Source organism: Chitinophaga oryzae (assembly GCF_012516375.2).
GTDB lineage: Bacteria > Bacteroidota > Bacteroidia > Chitinophagales > Chitinophagaceae > Chitinophaga > Chitinophaga oryzae.
The window spans coordinates 6,415,841-6,437,478 of sequence record NZ_CP051204.2 but is presented as its reverse complement, the minus strand read 5'-3'; the positions used below and the strand labels follow the sequence as shown (position 1 = coordinate 6,437,478).

General features: G+C 52.5%; 15 protein-coding genes. 7 read left to right on the top strand and 8 right to left on the bottom strand.

The genetic code is table 11. The annotated features are described in order from the left end of the window. The first annotated feature begins 22 nt into the window (after positions 1–22). The 6 genes from HF324_RS25235 (at position 23) to HF324_RS25210 (ending at position 8,758) form a co-directional block, all read left to right on the top strand. Positions 23–613: an RNA polymerase sigma-70 factor gene (locus HF324_RS25235; protein ID WP_168805538.1), complete on the top strand. Its 591-nt coding sequence runs from the start codon at positions 23–25 to the stop codon at positions 611–613. A gap of 80 nt (positions 614–693) precedes the next feature. After that, complete coding sequence (locus HF324_RS25230; RefSeq protein WP_168861115.1) at positions 694–1,824, top strand: FecR family protein; 1,131 nt, start codon at positions 694–696, stop codon at positions 1,822–1,824. A 94-nt stretch (positions 1,825–1,918) separates the two neighbouring features. Continuing rightward, positions 1,919–5,251 carry a TonB-dependent receptor gene (locus tag HF324_RS25225; protein ID WP_168805534.1) on the top strand — a complete coding sequence of 1,111 codons (3,333 nt, stop codon included), beginning with the start codon at positions 1,919–1,921 and terminating at the stop codon, positions 5,249–5,251. 12 nt (positions 5,252–5,263) lie between these two features. Further along, a complete protein-coding gene (locus HF324_RS25220) occupies positions 5,264–6,697 on the top strand; it encodes a RagB/SusD family nutrient uptake outer membrane protein (RefSeq protein WP_168861114.1) in 1,434 nt (477 codons plus the stop codon). A 21-nt stretch (positions 6,698–6,718) separates the two neighbouring features. After that, a complete protein-coding gene (locus tag HF324_RS25215; RefSeq protein WP_168861113.1) occupies positions 6,719–8,179 on the top strand; it encodes a TlpA disulfide reductase family protein in 1,461 nt (486 codons plus the stop codon). A gap of 144 nt (positions 8,180–8,323) precedes the next feature. Then, positions 8,324–8,758: an SRPBCC family protein gene (locus HF324_RS25210; RefSeq protein WP_246269285.1), complete on the top strand. Its 435-nt coding sequence runs from the start codon at positions 8,324–8,326 to the stop codon at positions 8,756–8,758. A gap of 54 nt (positions 8,759–8,812) precedes the next feature. Here the strand turns inward: HF324_RS25210 and HF324_RS25205 are convergent, their stop codons facing one another. The 6 genes from HF324_RS25205 to HF324_RS25185 form a co-directional block, all read right to left on the bottom strand. After that, positions 8,813–10,042, bottom strand: a complete 1,230-nt coding sequence (locus HF324_RS25205; RefSeq protein WP_168861112.1) for an alkaline phosphatase family protein — start codon at positions 10,040–10,042, stop codon at positions 8,813–8,815. Between the two features lie 11 nt (positions 10,043–10,053). Further along, positions 10,054–11,514 carry a SusD/RagB family nutrient-binding outer membrane lipoprotein gene (locus HF324_RS25200; RefSeq protein ID WP_168861111.1) on the bottom strand — a complete coding sequence of 487 codons (1,461 nt, stop codon included), beginning with the start codon at positions 11,512–11,514 and terminating at the stop codon, positions 10,054–10,056. Positions 11,515–11,524: 10 nt separating this feature from the next. Beyond that, positions 11,525–14,947 carry a SusC/RagA family TonB-linked outer membrane protein gene (locus HF324_RS25195; RefSeq protein WP_220101236.1) on the bottom strand — a complete coding sequence of 1,141 codons (3,423 nt, stop codon included), beginning with the start codon at positions 14,945–14,947 and terminating at the stop codon, positions 11,525–11,527. A 46-nt stretch (positions 14,948–14,993) separates the two neighbouring features. Further along, positions 14,994–15,125 (bottom strand): hypothetical protein, encoded by a 132-nt coding sequence (locus HF324_RS33895; RefSeq protein WP_373997309.1) that lies wholly within the window; start codon positions 15,123–15,125, stop codon positions 14,994–14,996. Beyond that, positions 15,068–15,970 carry a FecR family protein gene (locus HF324_RS25190; protein ID WP_168861110.1) on the bottom strand — a complete coding sequence of 301 codons (903 nt, stop codon included), beginning with the start codon at positions 15,968–15,970 and terminating at the stop codon, positions 15,068–15,070. Before HF324_RS25190 ends, HF324_RS33895 begins: the two co-directional genes overlap by 58 nt. Before the next feature lie 195 nt (positions 15,971–16,165). Continuing rightward, the gene (locus tag HF324_RS25185; protein ID WP_168805523.1) at positions 16,166–16,735 is read right to left on the bottom strand and encodes an RNA polymerase sigma-70 factor; all 570 of its coding nucleotides are present in this window, start codon (positions 16,733–16,735) and stop codon (positions 16,166–16,168) included. A 276-nt stretch (positions 16,736–17,011) separates the two neighbouring features. On the opposite strand from HF324_RS25185, the gene HF324_RS25180 reads away from it, so the two are divergent. Further along, positions 17,012–17,911 carry a Nif3-like dinuclear metal center hexameric protein gene (locus tag HF324_RS25180; RefSeq protein WP_168861109.1) on the top strand — a complete coding sequence of 300 codons (900 nt, stop codon included), beginning with the start codon at positions 17,012–17,014 and terminating at the stop codon, positions 17,909–17,911. A 67-nt stretch (positions 17,912–17,978) separates the two neighbouring features. Here the strand turns inward: HF324_RS25180 and HF324_RS25175 are convergent, their stop codons facing one another. Together HF324_RS25175 and HF324_RS25170 are read right to left on the bottom strand one after the other, a co-directional pair. Then, entirely contained in the window at positions 17,979–20,432 is a 2,454-nt protein-coding gene (locus tag HF324_RS25175; protein WP_168861108.1) for a TonB-dependent receptor, read from the bottom strand. A gap of 82 nt (positions 20,433–20,514) precedes the next feature. Then, positions 20,515–21,516 (bottom strand): helix-turn-helix transcriptional regulator, encoded by a 1,002-nt coding sequence (locus HF324_RS25170; protein ID WP_168861107.1) that lies wholly within the window; start codon positions 21,514–21,516, stop codon positions 20,515–20,517. Positions 21,517–21,638 lie beyond the last annotated feature (122 nt).

Genomic DNA, 21,638 nt, shown 5'->3' with positions numbered 1-21,638 from the left:
TAGCGTCAGAAAAGGGAATAATTTGATAAGAAGTGATGCCTATAGTGATCTGGAGCTGATAAGCCTGCTAAAGCGGGGAGATGTGGAGGCATTTGACCTGCTGTATTCCCGTCACTGGCCAGGCATGTATCAGGCCGCTTTTTACCTGCTGCGCGATCAGAACGCTTGTATGGACATTGTGCAGGATATTTTCGCCTGGCTGTGGGAGAAGCGGGAGCAACTGGAAATACAGGCGGTACCTTCCTATCTGCGGAGCGCCGTCCGTTTTAAAGTGGCCAACTATATCCGTTCCGGTAAAATACGGGATGAATTTTATACAACGCTGTCCGGCCTTTCGTTGCCGGAAGCCCCCGGTCCGCAGGACTTCCTGGAACTGAATGACCTGAAGACCGTCATCGCGCAGGTGGTGAATAACCTGCCGGAAAAATGCCGGGAGATTTTTCTCCTGAGCCGGGACAGCCAGCTGACCAATCAACAGATAGCTGATTTATTAAATATTTCTGTCAAAACTGTCGAAGCGCAAAAGACCATCGCACTGAAGCGCATCCGGGCAGCCGTGGACCCACACCTGCTCGCCTTGTTACTACTTCCCGTCGTGACCTGTTATCATTGATCTGCCCTTCTCAAAAAAAATTTGAGGTGTTTTTAAGGGTGAATGTTTTTGCAAGTGCCTATGTATAGGATAGGCTATATATGAGAAAAGAGGAGGCCATATTATTAGCAGAAAAAATTGTGTCCGGTACAGCCACTGATGCGGAGCTGATGCAATACAACCGGTTGTTCAACGCCTTTCAGGAGGGTGACAGCTGGGATGAGCAGGTATTGGGCGACAAGCAGCAGCTGGAGGAAACGATCCGCCAGCGGTTGCAACCCGTGCTCCGCCGCAGGCGTTCTGCAAAGCTGACCGGCTGGCCGCGATGGGCGGCTGCAGCGGTGGTTGTACTGCTGCTGGGCGCGGGTTACTATTTCCTGCAAAAGCCGCAGCCACTGCAACCGCAGGCTGTCCGTTTCCGCAATGATGTCCCGGCCCCTGCGGGGAACCACGCCGTGCTGACATTAGCCAACGGTCAGCAGATACAACTGGACAGCGCAGGCAACGGAACGCTCGCCGTGCAGGGACAGGTACAGGTGTCTAAAACCGCCGGCGGACAAATTGTGTATGCCGGTACAGCCGAAACCGCCAGCTTCAACACCCTGCAGCTGCCTCCCGGAAGCAAGCCGCTCGCCATAACGCTTTCAGACGGCACCAAAGTATGGATGGACGCGGGCGCCGTGCTCACCTATCCCACCGCCTTTCAGGACGGCAAACGGGAAGTGTTTGTATCGGGCCAGGCATGGTTTGAAGTGGCGCAGAACAGCCACCAGCCTTTCCGTGTAACATCCACCACCAATAACGCTACCATCGATGTGCTGGGGACCACCTTTACGGTGCGCGCTTTCCGCGACGGTAGCCATATGCAGGTGACGCTCCTCAGCGGCGCCGTGAAAGTGAACACCGGCACCGCTTCGCAACTGCTGCGCCCCGGTGAACAGGCTGCCGTGGATAACAACGGGGCCGTGCAGGTGGCCGCCGGCGCAGACCTGCAGCAGGCCACCGCCTTTAAAGACGGATTGTTTTATTTCAATGGCGCAGATATCACCACCATTATGTCAGAGTTGCAACGATATTATGATATCGACGTCGCCTATCAGGCAGATGTCAAAGACCTTTTTGTCGCTAAAATTCCGAGGGATGTTCCGGTATCCCAACTACTGAACCTGCTGGAGATGACTAATCTCGTGCATTTCAAAATTGAAGGACGGAAAGTGACCGTCATAAAGTAGATCGTACACCAGCCTTTTGTTACTGTCCTGTAAGACCGGCCATCTTACAGGGTGGGGGAGTATTTTATTGTTTACCAAAAATCAACCAAACAATATGCTTGTCAGTAAGCTATTCAGAGCGCTATGCCTTTTAAAAACGGGAAATGCAACATCGGGAGTCAACTACGGCAGGATAGGCCTGCTGGTCATCTGTCTGCTGGCAGGGACACAGACCTTCGCGCAGAAAGTCTCCATCAGCATCAAATCGGGTTCCCTGGAAAAAGCATTCCGGGAAATCGAAAGACAAACGGGCTACAGCTTTATCTATGGCAAAAATCAGCTTAGCCAGGCAGCCCCTGTCAACATCGCCGTGGAAAAACAGGAACTGAACGACGTGCTGAAAATGCTTTTCAGCAACCAGCCGTTCACTTATTCCCTGTCGGGCAAGTTCATTGCCATACGGCTGAAGAACGCGCCTGCCAACGAAGCTCGCCCGGCGGAAGACGGGCTGACCATCCGCGGCAGGGTCACGGACACCAAAGGGAACCCGCTTCCGGCGGTATCCGTGGTGGTGCCGGGAACACCTTTTGGCGCCATGACCAACGCCAACGGCGATTATGTGATCAGCCGCGTACCCGCACAGGCGGTACTGATGGTTTCCTACCTCTCTTATGAAGCACAACAGGTGCCCGTCAACGGACGTACCACGCTGAACGTCGTGCTGCAGGAGCAACTGAAATCGCTGGACGAAGCGGTGGTGATCGGCTACGGCACCACTACCCGCAGAATGAACACCGGCTCTGTCAGCAGCATCACGGCAAAGGAAATAGAAAACCAACCGGTGTCTAACCCGCTGGCGGCGCTGCCGGGACGTATTCCCGGCGTACAGATCACACAGCAGAACGGTCTGCCGGGCAGCGCTGCTGTAGTGCAGATCCGCGGGCAAGGCTCCATGAGCTCCGGCACGCTGCCGCTCTACGTGATCGACGGCGTACCGTTCACCAACTTCAACGGCTCCTATCCGCCGACCGACAACCTCAACTCCCTCGGCGTTACCGCTGCCAACGGCGGCATCAGTCCGTTCAGCATGATCAACCCGGACGATATTGAACGGATGGACATTCTTAAAGATGCGGATGCTACGGCCATCTACGGCGCCAGAGGGGCCAACGGCGTGATCCTCATCACCACCAAAAAAGGGAAGTCAGGTAAAACGCGCGCTAACGTCAACGTATCTACGGGAGCAGGGAAGATAGGCCGCTTCATTCCCATGATGAACACACAACAGTACCTCGAACTGAGAAGAGAAGCGTTCAAAAACGACGGCGTTACTCCGAACACTGTCAACGCGCCGGAACTGACCGTATGGGACCCCAACGCTTACACCGACTGGCAGCGCTTCCTCGCGGGCGGCACTGCCAGCTATACGGATGCTCAGGCATCCGTTTCGGGAGGAGAAGGTAACACGCACTTCCTGTTCAGCGGTGGTTATCACAAAGAAACGACGGTATATCCCGGCGATTTCAACAGTCAGCGTTTCACCGGCCGCCTGTCTGCGGACCACCGTTCTGCCAATGATAAATTTTATGCGGCCATCACGGCTAATTATTCCAATGATAAAACAGCGTTGCCGGGCACGGACCTGCTGTCGATGTACAACCTGCCACCGAATATGCCGTTGTACGACAGCAACGGAAAACTGGTGTGGTCCAGCGGTTTCAGCAACCCCATCGCGTTGCTGCAGCGCCGTTATACCAGTACGACCGGCAACCTGATGACTAATGCCAGCCTGCGTTATTCCATCATCAAAGACCTGAATTTCAAAGTCAGCCTCGGCTATACGAATACCACTTTAGACCAGGTAAACCCGATGCCGGCATCGGCGCAGAACCCTATCAACAATCCTCAGTCGTCCGCCTCTTTTGCCAATACCCGGTCGCAGAACTATATCGTGGAGCCTACGCTCGACTATACGCTCGACGGGAAGAAAGGACGCCTGAACGTGATGCTGGGCGGTACTTACCAACGCAGCCTGTCTACCGGCCAGAGCATCGACGGCCGCAACTACAGCAGTGAAGCGTTGCTGGGCTCCCTCGTAGGCGCCGGCACCCTGTTGCTGAATTCCAGCTCCTATTTCGATTACCGTTTTGCCTCCGCCTTTGGCCGCATCAATTACGACTATCAAAGGAAATACCTGCTGAACATCACTTTCCGCCGCGATGCCTCCTCCCGTTTCGGCCCGGAAAATGCGATGGGTAATTTTGGTGCAGTGGGCGCAGCCTGGCTGTTTTCCGAAGAGCCATTTGTACAGGATAACCTGCCCTGGCTGAACTTCGGTAAGCTGCGGGCCAGCTTCGGTACCACCGGTAACGATCAGATCTTCAACTATATTTATTTACCGCTGTTGTCTTCAGCAGGCACCTACCAGGGAAGCGCCGCATTAAACCGTGGCACCCTGCCCAATCCAGGCATTAAATGGGAAACCACCCGTAAACTGGAATTTGCACTGGAACTGGGCTTCCTGCAAGACAGGATCAAATTTACCGGCGACTATTACCGCAACAGATCTACCGATCAGCTGTTGTCCGCCGCGCTGCCAACGCAATCCGGCTACAACAGTTACACGGTGAATATGCCGGCGCTGGTGCAGAACAGCGGCGTGGAACTGGAGCTGACCACGCTCAACCTGAAAACCGCGAAATTCGGATGGACGACGGCATTGAACGTAACGTTTTACCGCAACAAGCTGGTGGACTTTCCGGGGATTGAAAATTCTTTCTATGCCAGCAGTTACCTGATCGGTCAACCGATAGACCTTGTCCGGAAATATGTTTATACCGGCTATGATCCTAAGACCGGTATCCCGCAGTATGCAGACCTGAACCATGACGGGACTATCGACTTTGATAATGACAGGGAAATTATTCGCCCGGGTACGCCTTACTTCGGGGGCATGAACAATACCATTTCATACAAGAACTGGGATTTTAGTTTCTTCCTGCAGTTTCATCACCGGAAAGGCAGTACCAACAATATCAGTACGCCGGTGGGCAGCAGCAGGAGCAACCAGAATACTTCCCTGCTCGACAGATGGCGGCAGCCCGGTGATGTAGCTGCATACCCTGCGGCGACCACCACGCCCGGTACGCCTGCCTACCTCGGCTATACGCAGTACTGGGCTTCCACCGCCCTCTGGGGAGACGCCAGTTACCTGAAACTGCGCTCCGCTGCGCTGAGTTATACCCTCCCGAAAGCGTGGCTGAAGAAAGCGAATATAGCCAACCTGAAAGTATATGCAGAGGGACAGAATCTTTTCACTTTCATGAAGAACAAGTATATCTACGATCCTGAAACAAGCGTTCCGGGTGGCCCTCCCGGCCTCGGTACCGGCATGATCGCCATGCCGCCGTTGAGAACAATTGTATTCGGTGTTAACTGTTCATTCTAAAATCTAATGGTTATGTTGTCTTTCAATAATTATAAAAAAGTGATGTTGTCGTTGTTGCTGGCAGGCAGTGTTTTTTCTTCCTGCAAAAAACTGGTGGAGATCGGTCCGCCTACCACGCAGGTAGGGCTGGACCAGGCTTTCTCCTCCGATGCCACGGCTACCAGTGCCGTATTGGGTATTTACAATGCCTCCGCTACAAGGGACCTGTTGTTTCCCCTGAGCGAGATGCCGGGCCTTTCTGCCAATGAGCTGCAGAATAATGTTTCCAGTCCCTCCTATGATGAGTTTAAAACCAACAGTATTACAGTGACCAACAGTGTGGTGGCTATCAACATATGGAGCTACAGCTACACCACGCTGGCGCAGGCCAACGCCATGATGGATGGCATCAACCGCAGCAAGGGCCTTTCGCCCGCGGTGAAAAACCAGCTGCTGGGAGAAACAAAAGTCTGGAGAGCTTTTATCAACAGTTACCTGGTGAATATGTTCGGCGACGTACCGCTGCCGGTGAAGGATGATCCGTTGAGCAATGCCACGCTGGCACGTACGCCTGCGGCGCAGGTATGGTCGCAGGTCATCGCCGATCTCACAGAGGCACAGGCGTTGCTGACAGATGCTTATCCTTCCGCGTTGAGAACGAGGACCAACCGGCAAACCGCCAACGCTTTGCTGGCAAGAGCTTACCTGTATCAGAAAGAGTGGGCGAAAGCAGAAACGGCCGCCAATGCCGTGATCAATTCAGGGATTTACAGTTTGAATAAAGACCTGAATACCACTTTCAGCAATACGAGCAACGAGGTGATCTGGCAGCTGGCCACGCTTACCGGTATCTCTACCTACACCACTAACCGGGATGCCAATGGTGGCAGCTACGCTGCCGCTCCGGGCTCCATTCCGGCAGTAACGCTGACGGATACACTCTATAACTCCATGGAGGCGGCAGACCAGCGCAAGACCAGCTGGGTAGCCGCTACAGACATCGGCGGACAGAATTATAAACTCATCACCAAATACAAGCTGCGTGTGCTGGCTACGGGCGCCACCACAGGCAACGAGTTCAACGTGATGCTGCGGCTGGCGGAACAATACCTGATCAGGGCCGAAGCGAGGGCACAGCTGGGTAATCTCGCCGGCGCCATAGCCGATGTGGACAGCATCCGTTCCAAAGCCGGGCTGCCGCTGCTGGACAATAGCATCACGCAGCCGGCGCTGCTGCTGGCCATTGAAAAGGAAAGAAAGGCGGAACTGTTCGGAGAATGGGGACATCGCTGGTTTGACCTGAAACGTACACCGGCTGTTTCCGGCGGCGGTAAAACCCGCGCCGATGAAGTGATCGGCGGTATGCGGCCGGCTACCTGGACCAGCACGGATGCGCTCTATCCCATACCTGATGCACAACGGGTGGCCAACCCGGCGCTGACACAAAATCCCGGATATAATCGTTAAACATAAAACCAACCCAGTTATATGAAGAAAATATTCCCCATCCTGCTGGGCGGCTGCCTGCTGGCCGCAGGACAGTTAAACGGTCAGGCGAAGATCAGCCAGGATTCGCTGACACGCTACTATAGCCGCCTCGCCAAAGGCGACGAAGCAGATCAGCAACTGCTGACACAAAAAATGTATGTATTGACCAAAAGCAAAAAAGAAACTGACTGGCTCACTGCTGCCCGCTTCTTCTATCAGCTGAAGAAAAACAATGTTGGTGATTCGATACAGAAGGCCGCAGCAGCACACTTTCCCGCCGGCTTTGCCGCCCGCAATAACGCGGTGCAGGTCATCTACGATGAAACAGACCCGGTAAAAAAAGAAGGGCTCTATAAAGCATGGCTCAAAAAATTCCCGCTGGATAAAAAGAGCAAAGATGCGATTATCTATGATTATGCCCGTAACAACGTGGGAATGGCCTATGCAGATGCGGACAATCTGCCCAAAGCGCTGGAGTATGCCAACAGCATCGTGTCTCCTTTCTGGAAAGGACAAGGCTGGGCGGGAACGGCGAGCCGTATCCTTAAACATGGGCATACCGCAGAAGCAAAAGTGCTGCTGAAAAAGGCGCTTGAAGACGCCTATACGTTCAGGACCACCCGTAAGCATGAAGAAGGGGCGGGGTTTGCCGCGTTAGGTTATCCCGGTTACCTTAGCAGCTATGCGCAGCTCTTGTTTAATGATAAGGAATATGATTCTGCAATCGTATATCTGAAACGTGCAGAAGAGGCGGAAACACCTGTCCGCCCGGAGGTAAACCAGATGTACGCCAAAGTGCTCCTCACCAAAGGCGACTATCAGCAGGCATTTGCACGTCTCAGTGAAGTAGCGGCGCAAGGTAAGCTGAACCCCGGTAGCAAAACGATGCTGGCGGAAGCTTATGGCAAAGTGCGCGGCGACAATAACCTCGAAAAATACATCGACTCCCTGAAAGGCGGTCTGGATGATAAGATGAAAGCGGAGTTCGCCAAACAGATCATCAAAGAGCCGGCGCCCGGGTTCACACTGAAAGATGTGGACGGTAATACCGTGTCACTGGCCGACTATAAAGGAAAAACAGTGGTGCTCGACTTCTGGGCCACCTGGTGCGGTCCCTGTAAAGCTTCTTTCCCGGCCATGAAAAAAGCCATGGAAAAATATAAAGATGATCCGAACGTGAAGTTCCTCTTCGTGCACACATGGGAGAAAGAAGAAAACGCCACTGCCAGCGCGAAGAAGTTTGTCACCAGTAATAACTATCCTTTCCAGGTGCTGATGGACCTTAAAGACCCGGCCACCGGCGTCAATAACGTGGTGGATAGCTATAAAGTACAAGGGATTCCCACCAAGTTCGTCATTGACGGCAATGGGAATATCCGTTTCCGGTTTACCGGCTTCAGCGGCGGCGATGATGCGGCCGTAGCAGAAGTGTCTGCGATGGTGACGCTGGCGAACCAATAATCATAAGTGCCATATGGTTTGACTGATGAAGGCCCGGGAAACCGGGCCTTCTTTTTTTGTCCCGATCGCCCCGCAAAAATGTCTTTTTTATGCCTCCTGCGATCAACAAAGAGCGGTTACATTTGTTGTTCAACAAAACCAATAATGATGAACAACATTTGGCACAGATTGGTTATTAAAGCCTCGCCCGAGGACGTATATAAAGCCCTCTCCACACAGGAAGGGCTGGCCGGCTGGTGGACCCCCGACACCGTTGCAAAACCCGAAACAGGCAGTGTCGCCCGCTTTACTTTTGATGACTATTTTAAAGAAATGAAAGTGCTTGCGCTGGAGCCATCCAAACAGGTGAAATGGGAGGTGCTGAAAGCGGTAGACGAATGGATCGGCACTACGATCACTTTCGACCTGGAGCCGCATAAGAACGGCACCGCCTTGTTCTTTCATCATGATGGATGGAAAGACTATACGCCCATGTACGCTGGGTGTACCTATGACTGGGCCATGTTTTTAAGAAGCCTGCGGCGATTGTGTGAAACCGGAAAGGGACTGGCTTATCCGGACCAGTATAAGTATGAGTAAGTTGATAAAACAACAACGGGCGTCTGAAAGGCGCCCGTTGTTTGTAAAAATGATTTAAGGTTTTCCTACCCATCTGTTGACCGTATTATCCGGCCCTTCCATCACTACTTTATAGAACCCTGAAGGGATGTCTTTTACGCTGATGTCCGCCTTTTCCTGTTGCAGCGGCACTTCTCCGAGTAACTTGTAGTCGTCATGCCCACCGGTCTTGAAATGATTGGTGGTGGTCACCCATATTTTCACTTTGCCTTTCTTTTCGCGGGCTTTCCAGGTGAGGTGCAGCGAGCCGTTGTCCAGTGTGGCGCCGGCGTGTGTCAGGGATACTTTGCCTGTCAGCGGGGCGCCGTCCAGCTCGCGGGTGTCTTCCTGCGGGATATTGATCTGCAGGAAACGCGCCATGGTTGGCAGGATGTCCACGATACCAGGCTGACCGGTTTTGAAGTAATCGTTCAGGCCTTTGGCGTTGGTGACCATCCAGGTGGTGCGTTCGCGGTCTGACTGGCCGCCGTGGCCTTTGCCGTTGCTGGCGGTACGGCCGTGGTCGGTGGTGATGAACAGCTGCCAGTCTTCACCGAAGTTTTTACGGCGGTATTCGATGGCGTCCCAGATGCGGCCTACCTGCGCATCCATCATATTAATGGCGGTGTAGAATTTCTCGCTGTCGCCGTAGCGGTGCCCCATATCGTCGGTGTATTCGAGATACACCCAGGTGAGGTCCGGCGCTACGCTGCGGACATAAGCCGCGGCGCTGTCCACCACGGCTTCGTCGATCAGGTGCATGTACCAGCTGTCCTTGTCATGCGGGAAGCGGGCAGTGTCTTTCTCCAACCCGTCTACATGGTAATCGATTTTCAGGTGACCGGTCTGTGGCAGCCCGTCACCCACCAGTTTGGTACGGTTATCCAGCCAGGAGGAGAACACGGCCGTTGTCTTTTGCGGGTACGCCTGTTTGAAAAAGCGGAAGATACTGCCGTAGCTGTAGTTCTGCGCGGCGATATCGTTGTCCCACACGTTGTGTTTGTTTACCCAGGTGCCGGTCAGCAGGCTGTTGTAGCCTACGGCGGAAATAGTGGGTGTTTCGGAATAACCGCCTTTTTCACCGCCTACATGAGCGCGGGTGTAGCCGCCCGCTTTGGCGATGTCACGCAGGTGAGGCGTCGGTTGTTTTTCGATGACATCTGCCGGGATGCCATCCACGATGATAAACAGGGCTTTCTTTTTCTGCGCCTGCACCATCAGGGTGCAGGAGAAAGTAAGCATGGAGAGGATAAATGTCTTTAACATGGGTCACATTTTTATTCTTTTACCAGCAGCCACATAACGCCGTTGATGTTGTCGCCCTGCGGATACTGCCGGGTGATGGCATCGCTCACGTGCTGCCTGTTGAGTTTCAGCTCACTTTCAGGATACATCCAGCGCTTGGGCACCTTTTTATTGTTGAGCACCCCGTCGCCGGAAACATCGAATACCGGCAGACCAGTACGGCGTTGTTCATAAAACACCTGCCAGCCGGAGTTCATAAAGAAGCTGATATATTTTTGTTTAAAAATACCTTCCAGTTCTTTGCCTGTTGTCAGTTGCACGGCAGGCTGTGAAAGATAGGCCGTGATATCAGCAGGCGCTATTTTACAAAATTCCATGGATGCCTGTATACCTTTTTTGTAAAAATCTGTTGCGTTGCCGCTGATCCAGCCGCGCACCACCGCTTCCGCCAGGATAAACTGCAGCTCAGCGTATCCCATTACGATGCTCGGCTCATTTACCGGATCATTGTAATAGCGTTTGGCGATTTTGGAAACTTCGCCGTTTACCACGCGGCTGTTGTTTTCGTCGATGGTAGCGCTGCCTTTGGCGCCGCCGTAGGCATTAAAATCGTTGTCCGGCAGGGAGGCAAATTTGGTGGCCTTCTGTGCAAAACGGAACAACCGCGGATCTTTATACTGTTTCAACAGGTCCACAAAATTCTCTTCCAGGTAGAAAGCTGTCTGCATACTGTTGTTGTTATAGTAGGGGTAACGGTTGTCCTGCTGGTCCACAAATACCAGCTGGCCGTTATCCGCGATGCCGGTCATCAGCGGGTATTTAGCGGGATTGTTCACGATCCCGGCGAAACGTTCCTTCACTTTCAGTTTGGCGCTGCCTTCTTTTTGCGACAGGCTGATCAATATCCGAAGGGAGAAGGTGTTGATCAGGCGTTTCCATTGTTCTTTTTTACCACCGTAGACAACATCGCCCCGGATCTCGCCGCCGGCGGCATCCAGCTGGCCGTTGGCGGTCTGGAGCTCGTTGAGGATACTCAGAAAGATGTCTTCCTGTTTGTCGTAGATAGGTGTGAACGTCTCGGCAGATCCTTTGAGTGCTTCACTATAGGGAATATCTCCGAAGGTCAGCGTCAACCGCATAAAGAACCAGGCGCGGAAGAATTTGCCCAGTGCCAGGTACACAGGCTGGTTGGTACGGGTAGCTTCTTCTTCCATTTTTACGACCAGGCGCAGGTTATTGAAATCGTCGAAGCCGGAACGCTGCCAGTTGTAATACTGGTTAGCATCAATCCCGTCGGTATTGACGAGGTACCGCGATGCGAACGCGCCGGAGGTGCTGACGTCATTGAAAGCTTTGGTTTCAATATTGGTCAGCAACAGTTCGGGAGTAGCCTGCGTGGGTTTATTCGGGTCTGTCTGGAAGTGCTCAAACTTCTTGCAACTGCTGAAAGCGGCTGCCAGCAAACAAAATATGACAATAGATAGTTTTCGCATGATGCTGTGATTAGAACTTTAAATTCAGATTGAAACCCATACTGCGGGAAGATGGCGTCTGGAGGTCATCTTTCCCGGTGTCAGGATCAACGTTCGGTAATTTGGAGAACAACAACAGGTTACGGCCTACGAGCGACAGCGAAGCGTCCCTGATAAAAGTTTTGCTCATCCATTTTCCGGGCAGCTGCCAGGTGAAGTTCACCTCCCGCAGCTTCAGGAAAGTCTGGGAATAGTAGTTGTTGTTGGTATTAGCGTTGTTGCTGGTGTTGATCATATAATCGATGTAGTTCACCGCTTTGGTATTGGGGGCGAACTTGCGGCTGTCGGAGACAATATTGCCGTCGGCATCGTATTGAATATCGCCGGAAGTGACGATCACGCCGGGGCCTACGTAGGTGTTTTTACCGGCATTGGCGTCATCCCTGAAGGGGTTGACCGTACCGGGATGTGTACCGCCCCACCACATTTTGGCGTTGGTGGTGGAGTAGATCAGCCCGCCGATGCGGCCGTCTACCAGGAAGCGCAGGGTGAACTGTTTGTAGCGGAAAGTGTTTTCCACGCCATAAGTCCAGTCGGGATCGGCGTTGCCGATAAAGCGCTGGTAAGGATCGCTTTTAGGAAAACCATTGTTTTCGTACACGATGTTGCCGGAAGGATCTTTTTCATATACATAGTCGAAGATCCTGTCCATGCGCTCGCCTGGCCTGATTTTATTCAGTTCGGCGGCGCCGCCGTAGATTTCTTTCAGCACACGCTGGTATTTGCTGAAGTTAACCATTACGTCCCAACGGAAATCGCTGCTGCGTACAGGTGTTCCTGTGAGCATGAACTCCCAGCCGGTGCGCATAAAGACATTGCCATTCAGCAGGTAGGAACCGTAGCCGCTGCTGCTGGCTACCGGCAGTTTTACGATGTTGTTAAAATCCCGCACCCTGTAGTAGGTCACATCCAGGCCTATACGATTATCGAACAGTTTGGTTTCTATGCCGGCTTCCCAGGCGCTGTTCGTCTGTGGATGTATATTCGGATTGCGCAGCATGTCGCTGTATGTCAGGGATGGCATACCGTTCCATTTAATGCCCTTGTCGTAGGTGGACAGGTGCGAGTAGGTGTAGTCGTTGTTCACCGTGGCGAGCAGGCCGCTGGAGACTTGCGACCAGGAGCCCCTGGCTTTCAGGTAAGTCAGCCAGGAGGGCATCTTCACCAGCTCGGACAAAAGTACCGATCCGGAAACGGAAGGATAGAAGAAGGAATTGTTGGAGATGGGGAGGGTGGAGATTTTATCATTACGCCCGGTAAGCGACAGATAAAAAGCGCCCATAAATTCCATATCCACAAAACCATAAATGCTGTTGGTCCTTCTTTCTTCGATGAAGTTGTTGCCCTGAATAGGGTTGGCCGAGTTGGCGAGGTTATAGAAACCGGGGATGGTAAGGCCGTCCGTGTTGCTTTTCTGGTATTTATCGTTGCGATAGTAGTTGGAGCCGCCCACTTCGGCATGTACAGCGAAGTTCTTGCTGAAAGTATGCTGGTAGCGGCCGATCAGGTCTGTCACAATGTCGAAGTAGTTTTGGGAACGGACGATATAGTTACCTCTGGACTTACTGCTGTAGCCGATATAACTGGCCGGCTCTTTGGTGTCTTCGTTCAGTCCGAAGGCGTTGATGCCGGAACGCAGTTTTACGCTGAAATCGCGGTTGATCTTATAATCCAGCGTCATGGAGCCGAAGGTGTTGTTCTTGTAATAACCGGTCAGCAGTTCGTAAGCCTGGAAGTAAGGGTTGTTGTACCACGAGGTGTTATAGTTGCGCTGTTGCAGGTTTTGTTTTCCGGGCTCCCAGTAATCGCGCAGGTCGCGGATATCCACATCGGAGCCGGTCCACAATACCAGGTTATAGAGGTAGTTGGTGGGTCCGTAGCCGATGGTGGGATAGTTATCGGAATATTGCCTGTTGTAGGTAATGCGGGCATCTACGTTCAGCCTGTCGGTCAGGTTATAGTTGCCTGCGATGCTGAAGGAGCTGTTGTTGAGTTGTGTGTTGGGCACCACGCCCAGCTGATAGATATGCGAGGCAGAAGCACGGAAGTTGCCTTTATCGCTGGACTGGGTGATGCTCAGGCTGTTGGTGGAGATCATGCCGGTGCGGAAGAAGTTGCGTACGTTGTTTTTTCCGCGGGATATGAAAGGCAGTGGCACCGGTTTGCCGGTGGCGGGATCTATGGGGCTGTTGTACTGCGGTGTTTCCCAGTAGCCGCTGGGCGTGGAGGGATCTTTCTGGTCCAGCCTGGGGCCCCATATCCAGCCGGAGCCTTCGGTGCCGCCGCCGGAGCCGTCCACATAGGCGTATTTGCCTTTGGCGCCGTTACCGTAGGTGGTCTGTACGTCCGGGATGCGGATGAAAGAGGGCTGGAACATGGTAGAGGAGTTGAAGTCTACCGACAGCTCTTTGCCTTTTCCTCTCTTGGTGGTGATCATCAGCGCGCCGAACTGGCCGATGGAGCCGTAGAGGGCGGAGGCGGAGGTGCCTTTAAGAACGTTGATGCTTTCCACGTCGTCGGGATTCACTTTCCACATATCGGCCGTCTGATCGGGGATACCGTCTATTACGATCAGGGGTTTCTGACCGCGCAGCTGGATGGAGGCGTCGCGGAACATATCGGTGGAGTTGCGGATCACGAGGCCGGCTACACGACCGGTGAGAGAGCCTATCAGGTTGGGTTCCCTGGCTTTGGTCATGTTGTCGCCTTTAACGGACTGTACGGCATACCCCAGCGATTTCTTTTCTTTCTGGATACCGAGGGCGGTCACCACCACTTCGCTGAGGCCGGCCACATCCTGCTGGAGGGCGACGTCTATCTGCGTGCGGCCGTTCACCGGTATTTCCTGTGGCTTGTAGCCTACAAGAGAAACGCGCAGTACATCGCTTTCTTCCACGCCGGAGAGGGTATAGCGTCCTGTTTCGTTGGTGTTGGTGCCTTTTGTTTTTCCTTTTACAGAGATGATGGCGCCGGGCAGGGGACTGTTGTCTTTAGCGTCGGTTACCGCGCCTTTGACCGTTATCTGCGCTACAGCATGAGCGGCAACAGGCAAAACTTTCACCGCATAGTAGTTGCCTTGTATCGGCTCACAGGTGAGGCCATAAGGATGTAGCAGTGCCGGCAGCTCCGTGGCCACACCGGCCTGCTGCATCCGTTTGAAGAGCTGTGCGCTGACCGACTTGCCGTTAAGAATGGCGCTGTTATAGCTGAATTTAACGTGATGTGTATTTTCCAGTACAGGGAATACCTCGGACAACGAATAGGCTTCGCGTGTATGTTGTCTGGTGGTTCCTTTGGCCATAGCGTCCTGTGCCTGTATGGTAAGCGGCACAGCGGGCATCAGGCACAATAAGATCCCTACTACCTTATGATGTATAAGTAGTTTTCGTTGCATAAAATGCGTTTTAATAAAAATCCCGGGTTCGTTTAGGTGGTAACGATCACCTGGCCAGCATAATCATTACCTTGTTGTTGTGTTTATCGATCCTGATATCAAGAGATTTGGCAAGAATATTCAGCAGCACGTCCAGGTCGTTGGCAGGCGTGGTGCCGGTAAATTGTAAATGCGACAGTTGTGGAGCAGCGAAAGTGACTTCTGCCCGAATTGTTCTTCAATAAAATCGGTTATTTCTTCCAGTGTCGCGTCACGGAACACTTTCTGGTTGTCTTTCCAGGAGGTGAGCTGCAGCGTATCGGCGTTCTGGCGTGACAGTCCGCCGTTGCCGGGCCGGTAGCTGGCCATTTCCCCTGGCTGAAGTACCAGCGTATGTTCATTACTGTTAACTTTCACCTTTCCGCTGTTGAGCACCACCTGTATGCCTTTGGGGCGGGCGGCCACATGGAAGCGGGTGCCCAGTACCTGTACGGTGAGCTGATCGCCGGCATGTACCATAAATTTTCCCGCAGCATCGGGCGCCACATCAAAAAAAGCCTGGCCGCTGACCCATACCTCGCGCGCGCCCGGCTGCCACCCTGTGCTGTCGTATTGCAGCGTGGAGTTGGCATTCAGGGTAACCACCGTTCCGTCAGGCAGCGTGATCGTTTTCATACTGCCGTAACCGGTGGACACTGCCGCCAGTACCGGTTTTTGCTGCGCGGGGCGATACAGCAGCACTACTGCTGCAGCCACCGCCGCTGCGGCGGCGGAAACGGCCACTATCCTGCGAACCAGGGTACGACGCCGCGCCGGTTGAGGCGCAGGGGCTGTCATGGCCGAAAGCTGCTGAAACACCCTTGCGGTGGCAGCGGCATCCATCGCCGGCGCCGGTATGTCTTCCAGCTCGTCAGGCAGCGGTAACAGCGCTTCCCCGTCTCCCTGCTGAAGAAACGCGATCAGCTCGGCGGTCTCTCCGGGAGTAATGGAACCATTCGCATGCTTCTTAAACAACGCTTTTATATATGCAGGGTCCGGGTTCATCGGTATGCTTTATTATATGATACAGTTGGGAAAAGAAAAAGGACGATCCGGGGGGAGAATTTTTTTATTTTTTTATTTGGGTATTGGGTTATTGGATTTACGGATTTTGGAATTTTTTGATTTTGAGATGGTAGGGATGATATAATGAGGATCGTCCGACAAATTCCAAAATCAAAAAATTCCAAAATCCGTAAATTAAATAACCAAATATAAAAATAACCCAATAGCCAAATACTCCAGCTGCTGGCGGAGGAAACGGCTGGCTTTTACGATCTGGTCTTTGACAGTATTCCTGGAGATGCCCAGGCGGAGGGCTATTTCTTCGTGGGAGAGTCCTTCGATGCGACTGAGGCAGAAGATCAGCTTTCGTTGCGGTGGCAGCATGTCCAGCACCCGGCTTTTGACCCGTTGCAGGTCTGCGGCGTTCACCGCTTCTTCGGTAGTATTGACGGCGACAGACTGATGGTGGAACACCGATTGCCGGAGCGCTTCATCCAGCGCGGCTTTTTTCAGGATATTGAAAACGCAGTGCCGGACGGCGGTATACAGATAAGCCCGGATGGAAAGGGTGGGATCGAGCTGCTGCCGGTTGATCCATACCTTCATGAACACCTCCTGGACAGCCTCTTCTGCCATTTCTGACGAACGGCATAACTTACAGGCATATCCGAAAAGCGCGTCCTTGTAGGCATAGAACAGCTCCTGAAACGCGGTAGCATCCCCCTCTTTTATTTTAGATATACATTCCACTCCTAATTGACTCATGACGATATGAGGTGCAAAAATCAGAACTAATTATTACCGGAATATTAAGGATCAATTAAAAATACACAAAACGTCCACTGAGATTCTGGTGAATTTTGGCGCTTCCTGGCTTTTGGAGAACTAACCGGGGATTAAGTTAATATAAAAAAGAATAATCCGCCCGGAAAATTTCCGGGGATGTAGTTATCTTGTACGCCCGCCCCATACGCATATTTCGGCCCGGCCCGGCTTTGTTTGACGGCATTTTTTGGCTATTTTTCCTGTAAACATGCCACTATGAATTCAACTGGAATCAGCCGGAGAATGTTCCTCTCTTCCGGCGCTATCCTTGCCGGATCGGCAGTACTGGCCGGCAGCCCTTTGAAACACTGGTCCTTTACGGAGGAAACGCCGACCGTCGGACAGCTCATTGATGCATTTATCGCGCAGGTACCCTCCGGCGCCATCCCCAATACGGTAGATACCCTGAAAGCAGGTTCCCGTGATACCAAAGTCACCGGCGTGGTCACCACTATGTTCGCCACCATTGAAGTGATCCGGAAAGCCATCGAACTAAAGGCCAATTTTATCATCGCCCATGAGCCTACTTTTTATAATCACCTCGACGACGTGAACTGGCTGCAGCAGGATGATGTCTATCAATATAAGAAAGCACTACTGGAAAAACACGGGATCGCGGTATGGCGAAATCATGACTATGTCCACGCCCATCATCCCGATGGCGTCAGCAAAGGGGTGGAAGATATGCTGGGATGGCGGCCATGGGCGGTAAAAGACCAGCCGGTGTACCAGTTGCCCGCTCCGCGGCCGCTGAGCGGACTGATAGCAGAACTAAAGAAAAAGCTGGATATCGCCTCCCTGCGCTATGTCGGCGATCTGCAACAGCGCTGTGAGAAAATCCTGTTGCTGCCGGGCGCTTACGGCGGTAAAGCACAGATAGAAGCCATCGGCAAATACAAGCCGGACGTGCTTTGCTGCGGAGAAATCGCTGAATGGGAAACGGCCGAATATGTCCGTGATGCGCGCGCAAAAGGCGATCAGCTTTCACTGGTGGTAATGGGGCATATCGCCAGCGAAGAGCCTGGCTCCGTTTTTATGATCGGCTGGCTGAAACAATATTTCCCTAAAGTAAAAGCCTTCCATGTACATCCGGGCAACTCCCTGTCTTTCGCTTAAAAAGAAATTTGCCTTCAACAACACAAGGAGCGTTGCTGAAGGCAAACAAAGGTTAAATGGTACTGCCTCAGAATTTGAACGCGATGCTTCCGCTGAAGTTCCTCGTTTTCTGCGGATTCACGGTAGAATAACCGATCCAGTATTCCTTATTGGTGATGTTGTTTAATTTGAAGCCCAGCCGGAAACGGTTGTTTTCATAGAAGATGCTGCCATTGACAACAGTGTATGACGGCAGGTAAAAGTAACCCACCTCCCGGTCGTTGACTACTTTATTATCGCCTGAGTAGTTACCGCCCACGCCGAAGCCCAGTCCTTTTACGGCGCCCTGCTGAATACGATAGCTCACCCACAGGTTGGCCACGGTAGGAGCGCCTGCCGTAGCGGGCCGTAAGCCTTCCAGTTTCGCTTCTGTTTTTTCAAATTTGGAATCGTTATAGGAATAACCTGCCACGATGTCCAGTCCGCGCGCCGGATGGGCGATCACTTCCACTTCCACGCCCTTGCTGTATTGTGTGCCATCCTGTACAGACACGTTCGGCACATTGGTTGGACGGATAATGTCTTTTACCCGGATATCATAGTAACTAACGGTACCGGTGATCATATCATTGAGCAGCGATACTTTCACGCCGCCTTCCATCTGGTTGGCCTGTTCCGGTTTGAACGGCTTGCCGTTCGGATTGGCAGTGGCCTTGTTGGTAAAGCCGTTCTGGTAGTTGGCAAACAGGGATACCTTGTCCTTTACCGGCTGGTATACGACACCAAATTTGGGGGACAGTGCTGTCTGCGTGTATCCATTCTCGTACTTACCGCTTACATCGTTATAGCTGCCTTTGTTGTCAAAGTAGTCTATGCGTAAGCCGGCCTGCACCAGCAGGTTGTCGGTGATGTTCAGCACATCGGAAATATAGGCGCTGTAGGTATTGGAGATAAGATTTATCGGGTAGGTAAAGGCCAGTCCCTGCGCATCATATACTTTGTCGAGGTTCCTGCGGTTGAAGTTGCGGTAAGTGGGAATATCACCTTTTGCATAAATGGTGTCGTACGTATTGCCGCCGAAGAACTGGTTGGCCTTATGATGGAAGAAGTCGATACCGCCTACGAACCGGTTTCTCAGGCTGCCGATGTTAAAGTCGCCGTTGAAATTATGCTGCAGCTCTATTACGTTGTCATGGCTGTTGTTGGTAAACTGGTCATTACGGGAGATGTAACCGTTGCCGATGGCGTTAGGATCTCCTTTTACTTCCGCGTCTGTCAGCAGGTAAAAATAAGGTGACGGTCCGTCAGAGTAGCTGTTGGTGCTGGTGATGTTCGTCTGCATGCTCCACTGTGAGGACAAGCGGTAGGTCATCTGCCCGAATAAGTTGGTAGAACGGGAGGTCTGATACAGGTCGTTCATCGCATATGCGCGCTTATAGTCGATGTTCAGCTCGTCGGCCCGGTTGGTGCCCAGTTTGGCGATCGGCTGGCCATAGGAAAAGAAGAAGGCGCTAAGGCCGGTGTTCTGTCCGGCCATATATTCCGCATCGAAATTAAAGGAGAGGCGGTCATTGACACGGTAGCTGAGGCTGGGGGCTATGGCGACGCTTCTGTTGAAGCCATAGTCCTGGAAAGAGTTTTCGTAGTTATAGGCCGCGTTGACGCGCATGAGCACGTCCCGGTTTTTATCGAGCGGCGTGTTGATATCGGCGCTGAAGCGGTTGAAGCCGAAGCTGCCGACAGCAAAGCCGGCTTCGCCGCCGAAATGGTCGTACGGTTTTTTGGTGACGCGGTTGATCAACCCGCCGTAGCTGGTAAGGTTACTGCCGAACAGGGTGGCGGAGGGGCCTTTGATGACTTCTATTCTTTCGAGGTTGGAAGCGTCGATACGGGAGGTAACGTTGCCGGCTATACCGTTGCGCAGCTGGCTCTGTACCACGAAGCCGCGCATGCTGTAATAACCGCCGCCATCGCCGCCGCGGCCGGTAGCGTCCCACATTTTGGTAACGCCGGTAGCGTTCTGCATGGCGTCATCCACGGAAAAGACCTGCTGTTGCTGCAGCAGCTCTTTGGTGATGGTGGTATACACCTGTGGGTTCTCTATGTTTTTCAGCGGTATTTTAGCAACGTCATAGGTGCTTTTACGGGTAATCCCGCTATGGCTGCCTTTTACGACTACTTCCTGCAACGCTTTGCTGGAAGCTTCGAGCGTAAAGGAAACGGTGGCTGTTTTGCCCTGTTCTACGGTGACTTCTTCCGTTACCGTGCTGTAGCCGGCGAGGGTGATCAGCAGGTGGTATTTGCCCGGTGATACATGACGGAACACAAAAGAACCGTCTGCTTCTGTGGTGGTGGTGACATTGGGCTCTGCGAGCACGATCATAACGTCTGCGGCCGGCCTGGCGTCGGAAGTGAGCACCTTCCCGCGGATAGCGCCCGTTTTTTCGGTTTCGGGATCGTTGGCGGATGCATTTAAAACAAATAATAGCAGCAGTCCCAGTGTGACAATCTTAGATATTACAATGCCATAGCGGCGTTCCATATTGAAAAGTTTTCACAAAATTGGGACGTACCGGCCGCGGGAGTATATCGGATCAGGAAAAATTATTTACGCAATCGGGAAATTAATCCTGTGCGTCCCTGGAAAAGAGACCGGGAGAAACCCCGAACTTCTTCTTAAACATCTTACTGAAATATTGTATGGACGAATAACCAAGTTCTTCGGCCACATGCTTGATGGGAACATTGGAGAGCAGTTGTTCCCTGGCCTGCTGGAGTTTGTACTCATTCACATAATTGATAATACTGTCGTTGAATACCTCCCGGAACCCTTTCTTCAGCTTGAACTCATTCAGCCCGGAGAGCTTCGCCAGCTCGCTCAGGCTGGGCGGCGCTACGGCGTTGGCAATCAGGTAATCCCGCACAAAATGTATCCGTTCCCGGTCGTAGTCCGACTTTAAAGCGCTTTTGGTATTGTTTTTCAGATACTGGTCATACGCTTCTGCCTGTAATACCAGCAGCTCCACGCATTTGGACTGCATGTACAGCAGCTTAAGCCCACCCTGGTAGGGACAGTTGAGCATACCGTTGATACATTGCATCATGGCCGCGTTGGTCGGAACGCCCATATCGGCCAGCTGTATATTTTTCCCGGCGATGATGTGGTCGCAGAAGGACTGCAGGGACGGACCGCAGTCCTGTACGAGGGTCAGGAACTTTTCTTTGGTAAAGTGTATCTCGAAAAAACGGAAGGGCACATTGGGGTCGTATTCCGCTTTGCCGGAAAAGAGGGGGATGTAAAACATATTCTGCCAGTTGGGCGCCACTACCAATGGTTTCCTGGAGTAATGGTTGGTGATCACCCCTTTGCCGGACAGGATAAAATGCAGCTCCACAATGTCCCGGAAGCCGGGTGCTTCCATCTCGAGGTAACGGTCCCGGATACGCATATCTCCATACACGAGATAGATGTCCGGCAATACGATCTGCCGGAACTCAACATCCCCGAAAGGCAAGCTGAACTTTTCTATTTTTTCCCTTACCAGCAACGGGTTGCCGTCGAACAACCCGGGGAGGTCGCCCAGTTCCAGCCATGGGCCCGATGCGCCACGAAAATTCATCCCCATACGACATGTTTAAGGCAGTGATCAGATAATAATCCGTATTGTATCAAAACAACTCCCGAATGTATGAAAATCGTGAAAGCAATTTCATCAAACTTTGCGAAGGCATACGCTCCAATCCGGAA

What these genes read in the sequence shown, in the direction of transcription:
- HF324_RS25230 (WP_168861115.1), top strand. Translation starts at nt 694, where the DNA reads ATGAGAAAAGAGGAGGCCATATTATTAGCAGAAAAAATTGTGTCCGGT.
- HF324_RS25225 (WP_168805534.1), top strand. Translation starts at nt 1,919, where the DNA reads ATGCTTGTCAGTAAGCTATTCAGAGCGCTATGCCTTTTAAAAACGGGA.
- HF324_RS25220 (WP_168861114.1), top strand. Translation starts at nt 5,264, where the DNA reads ATGTTGTCTTTCAATAATTATAAAAAAGTGATGTTGTCGTTGTTGCTG.
- HF324_RS25215 (WP_168861113.1), top strand. Translation starts at nt 6,719, where the DNA reads ATGAAGAAAATATTCCCCATCCTGCTGGGCGGCTGCCTGCTGGCCGCA.
- HF324_RS25210 (WP_246269285.1), top strand. Translation starts at nt 8,324, where the DNA reads ATGATGAACAACATTTGGCACAGATTGGTTATTAAAGCCTCGCCCGAG.
- HF324_RS25205 (WP_168861112.1), bottom strand. Translation starts at nt 10,042, where the DNA reads ATGTTAAAGACATTTATCCTCTCCATGCTTACTTTCTCCTGCACCCTG.
- HF324_RS25200 (WP_168861111.1), bottom strand. Translation starts at nt 11,514, where the DNA reads ATGCGAAAACTATCTATTGTCATATTTTGTTTGCTGGCAGCCGCTTTC.
- HF324_RS25195 (WP_220101236.1), bottom strand. Translation starts at nt 14,947, where the DNA reads ATGCAACGAAAACTACTTATACATCATAAGGTAGTAGGGATCTTATTG.
- HF324_RS25190 (WP_168861110.1), bottom strand. Translation starts at nt 15,970, where the DNA reads ATGAACCCGGACCCTGCATATATAAAAGCGTTGTTTAAGAAGCATGCG.
- HF324_RS25185 (WP_168805523.1), bottom strand. Translation starts at nt 16,735, where the DNA reads ATGAGTCAATTAGGAGTGGAATGTATATCTAAAATAAAAGAGGGGGAT.
- HF324_RS25180 (WP_168861109.1), top strand. Translation starts at nt 17,012, where the DNA reads ATGAATTCAACTGGAATCAGCCGGAGAATGTTCCTCTCTTCCGGCGCT.
- HF324_RS25175 (WP_168861108.1), bottom strand. Translation starts at nt 20,432, where the DNA reads ATGGAACGCCGCTATGGCATTGTAATATCTAAGATTGTCACACTGGGA.
- HF324_RS25170 (WP_168861107.1), bottom strand. Translation starts at nt 21,516, where the DNA reads ATGGGGATGAATTTTCGTGGCGCATCGGGCCCATGGCTGGAACTGGGC.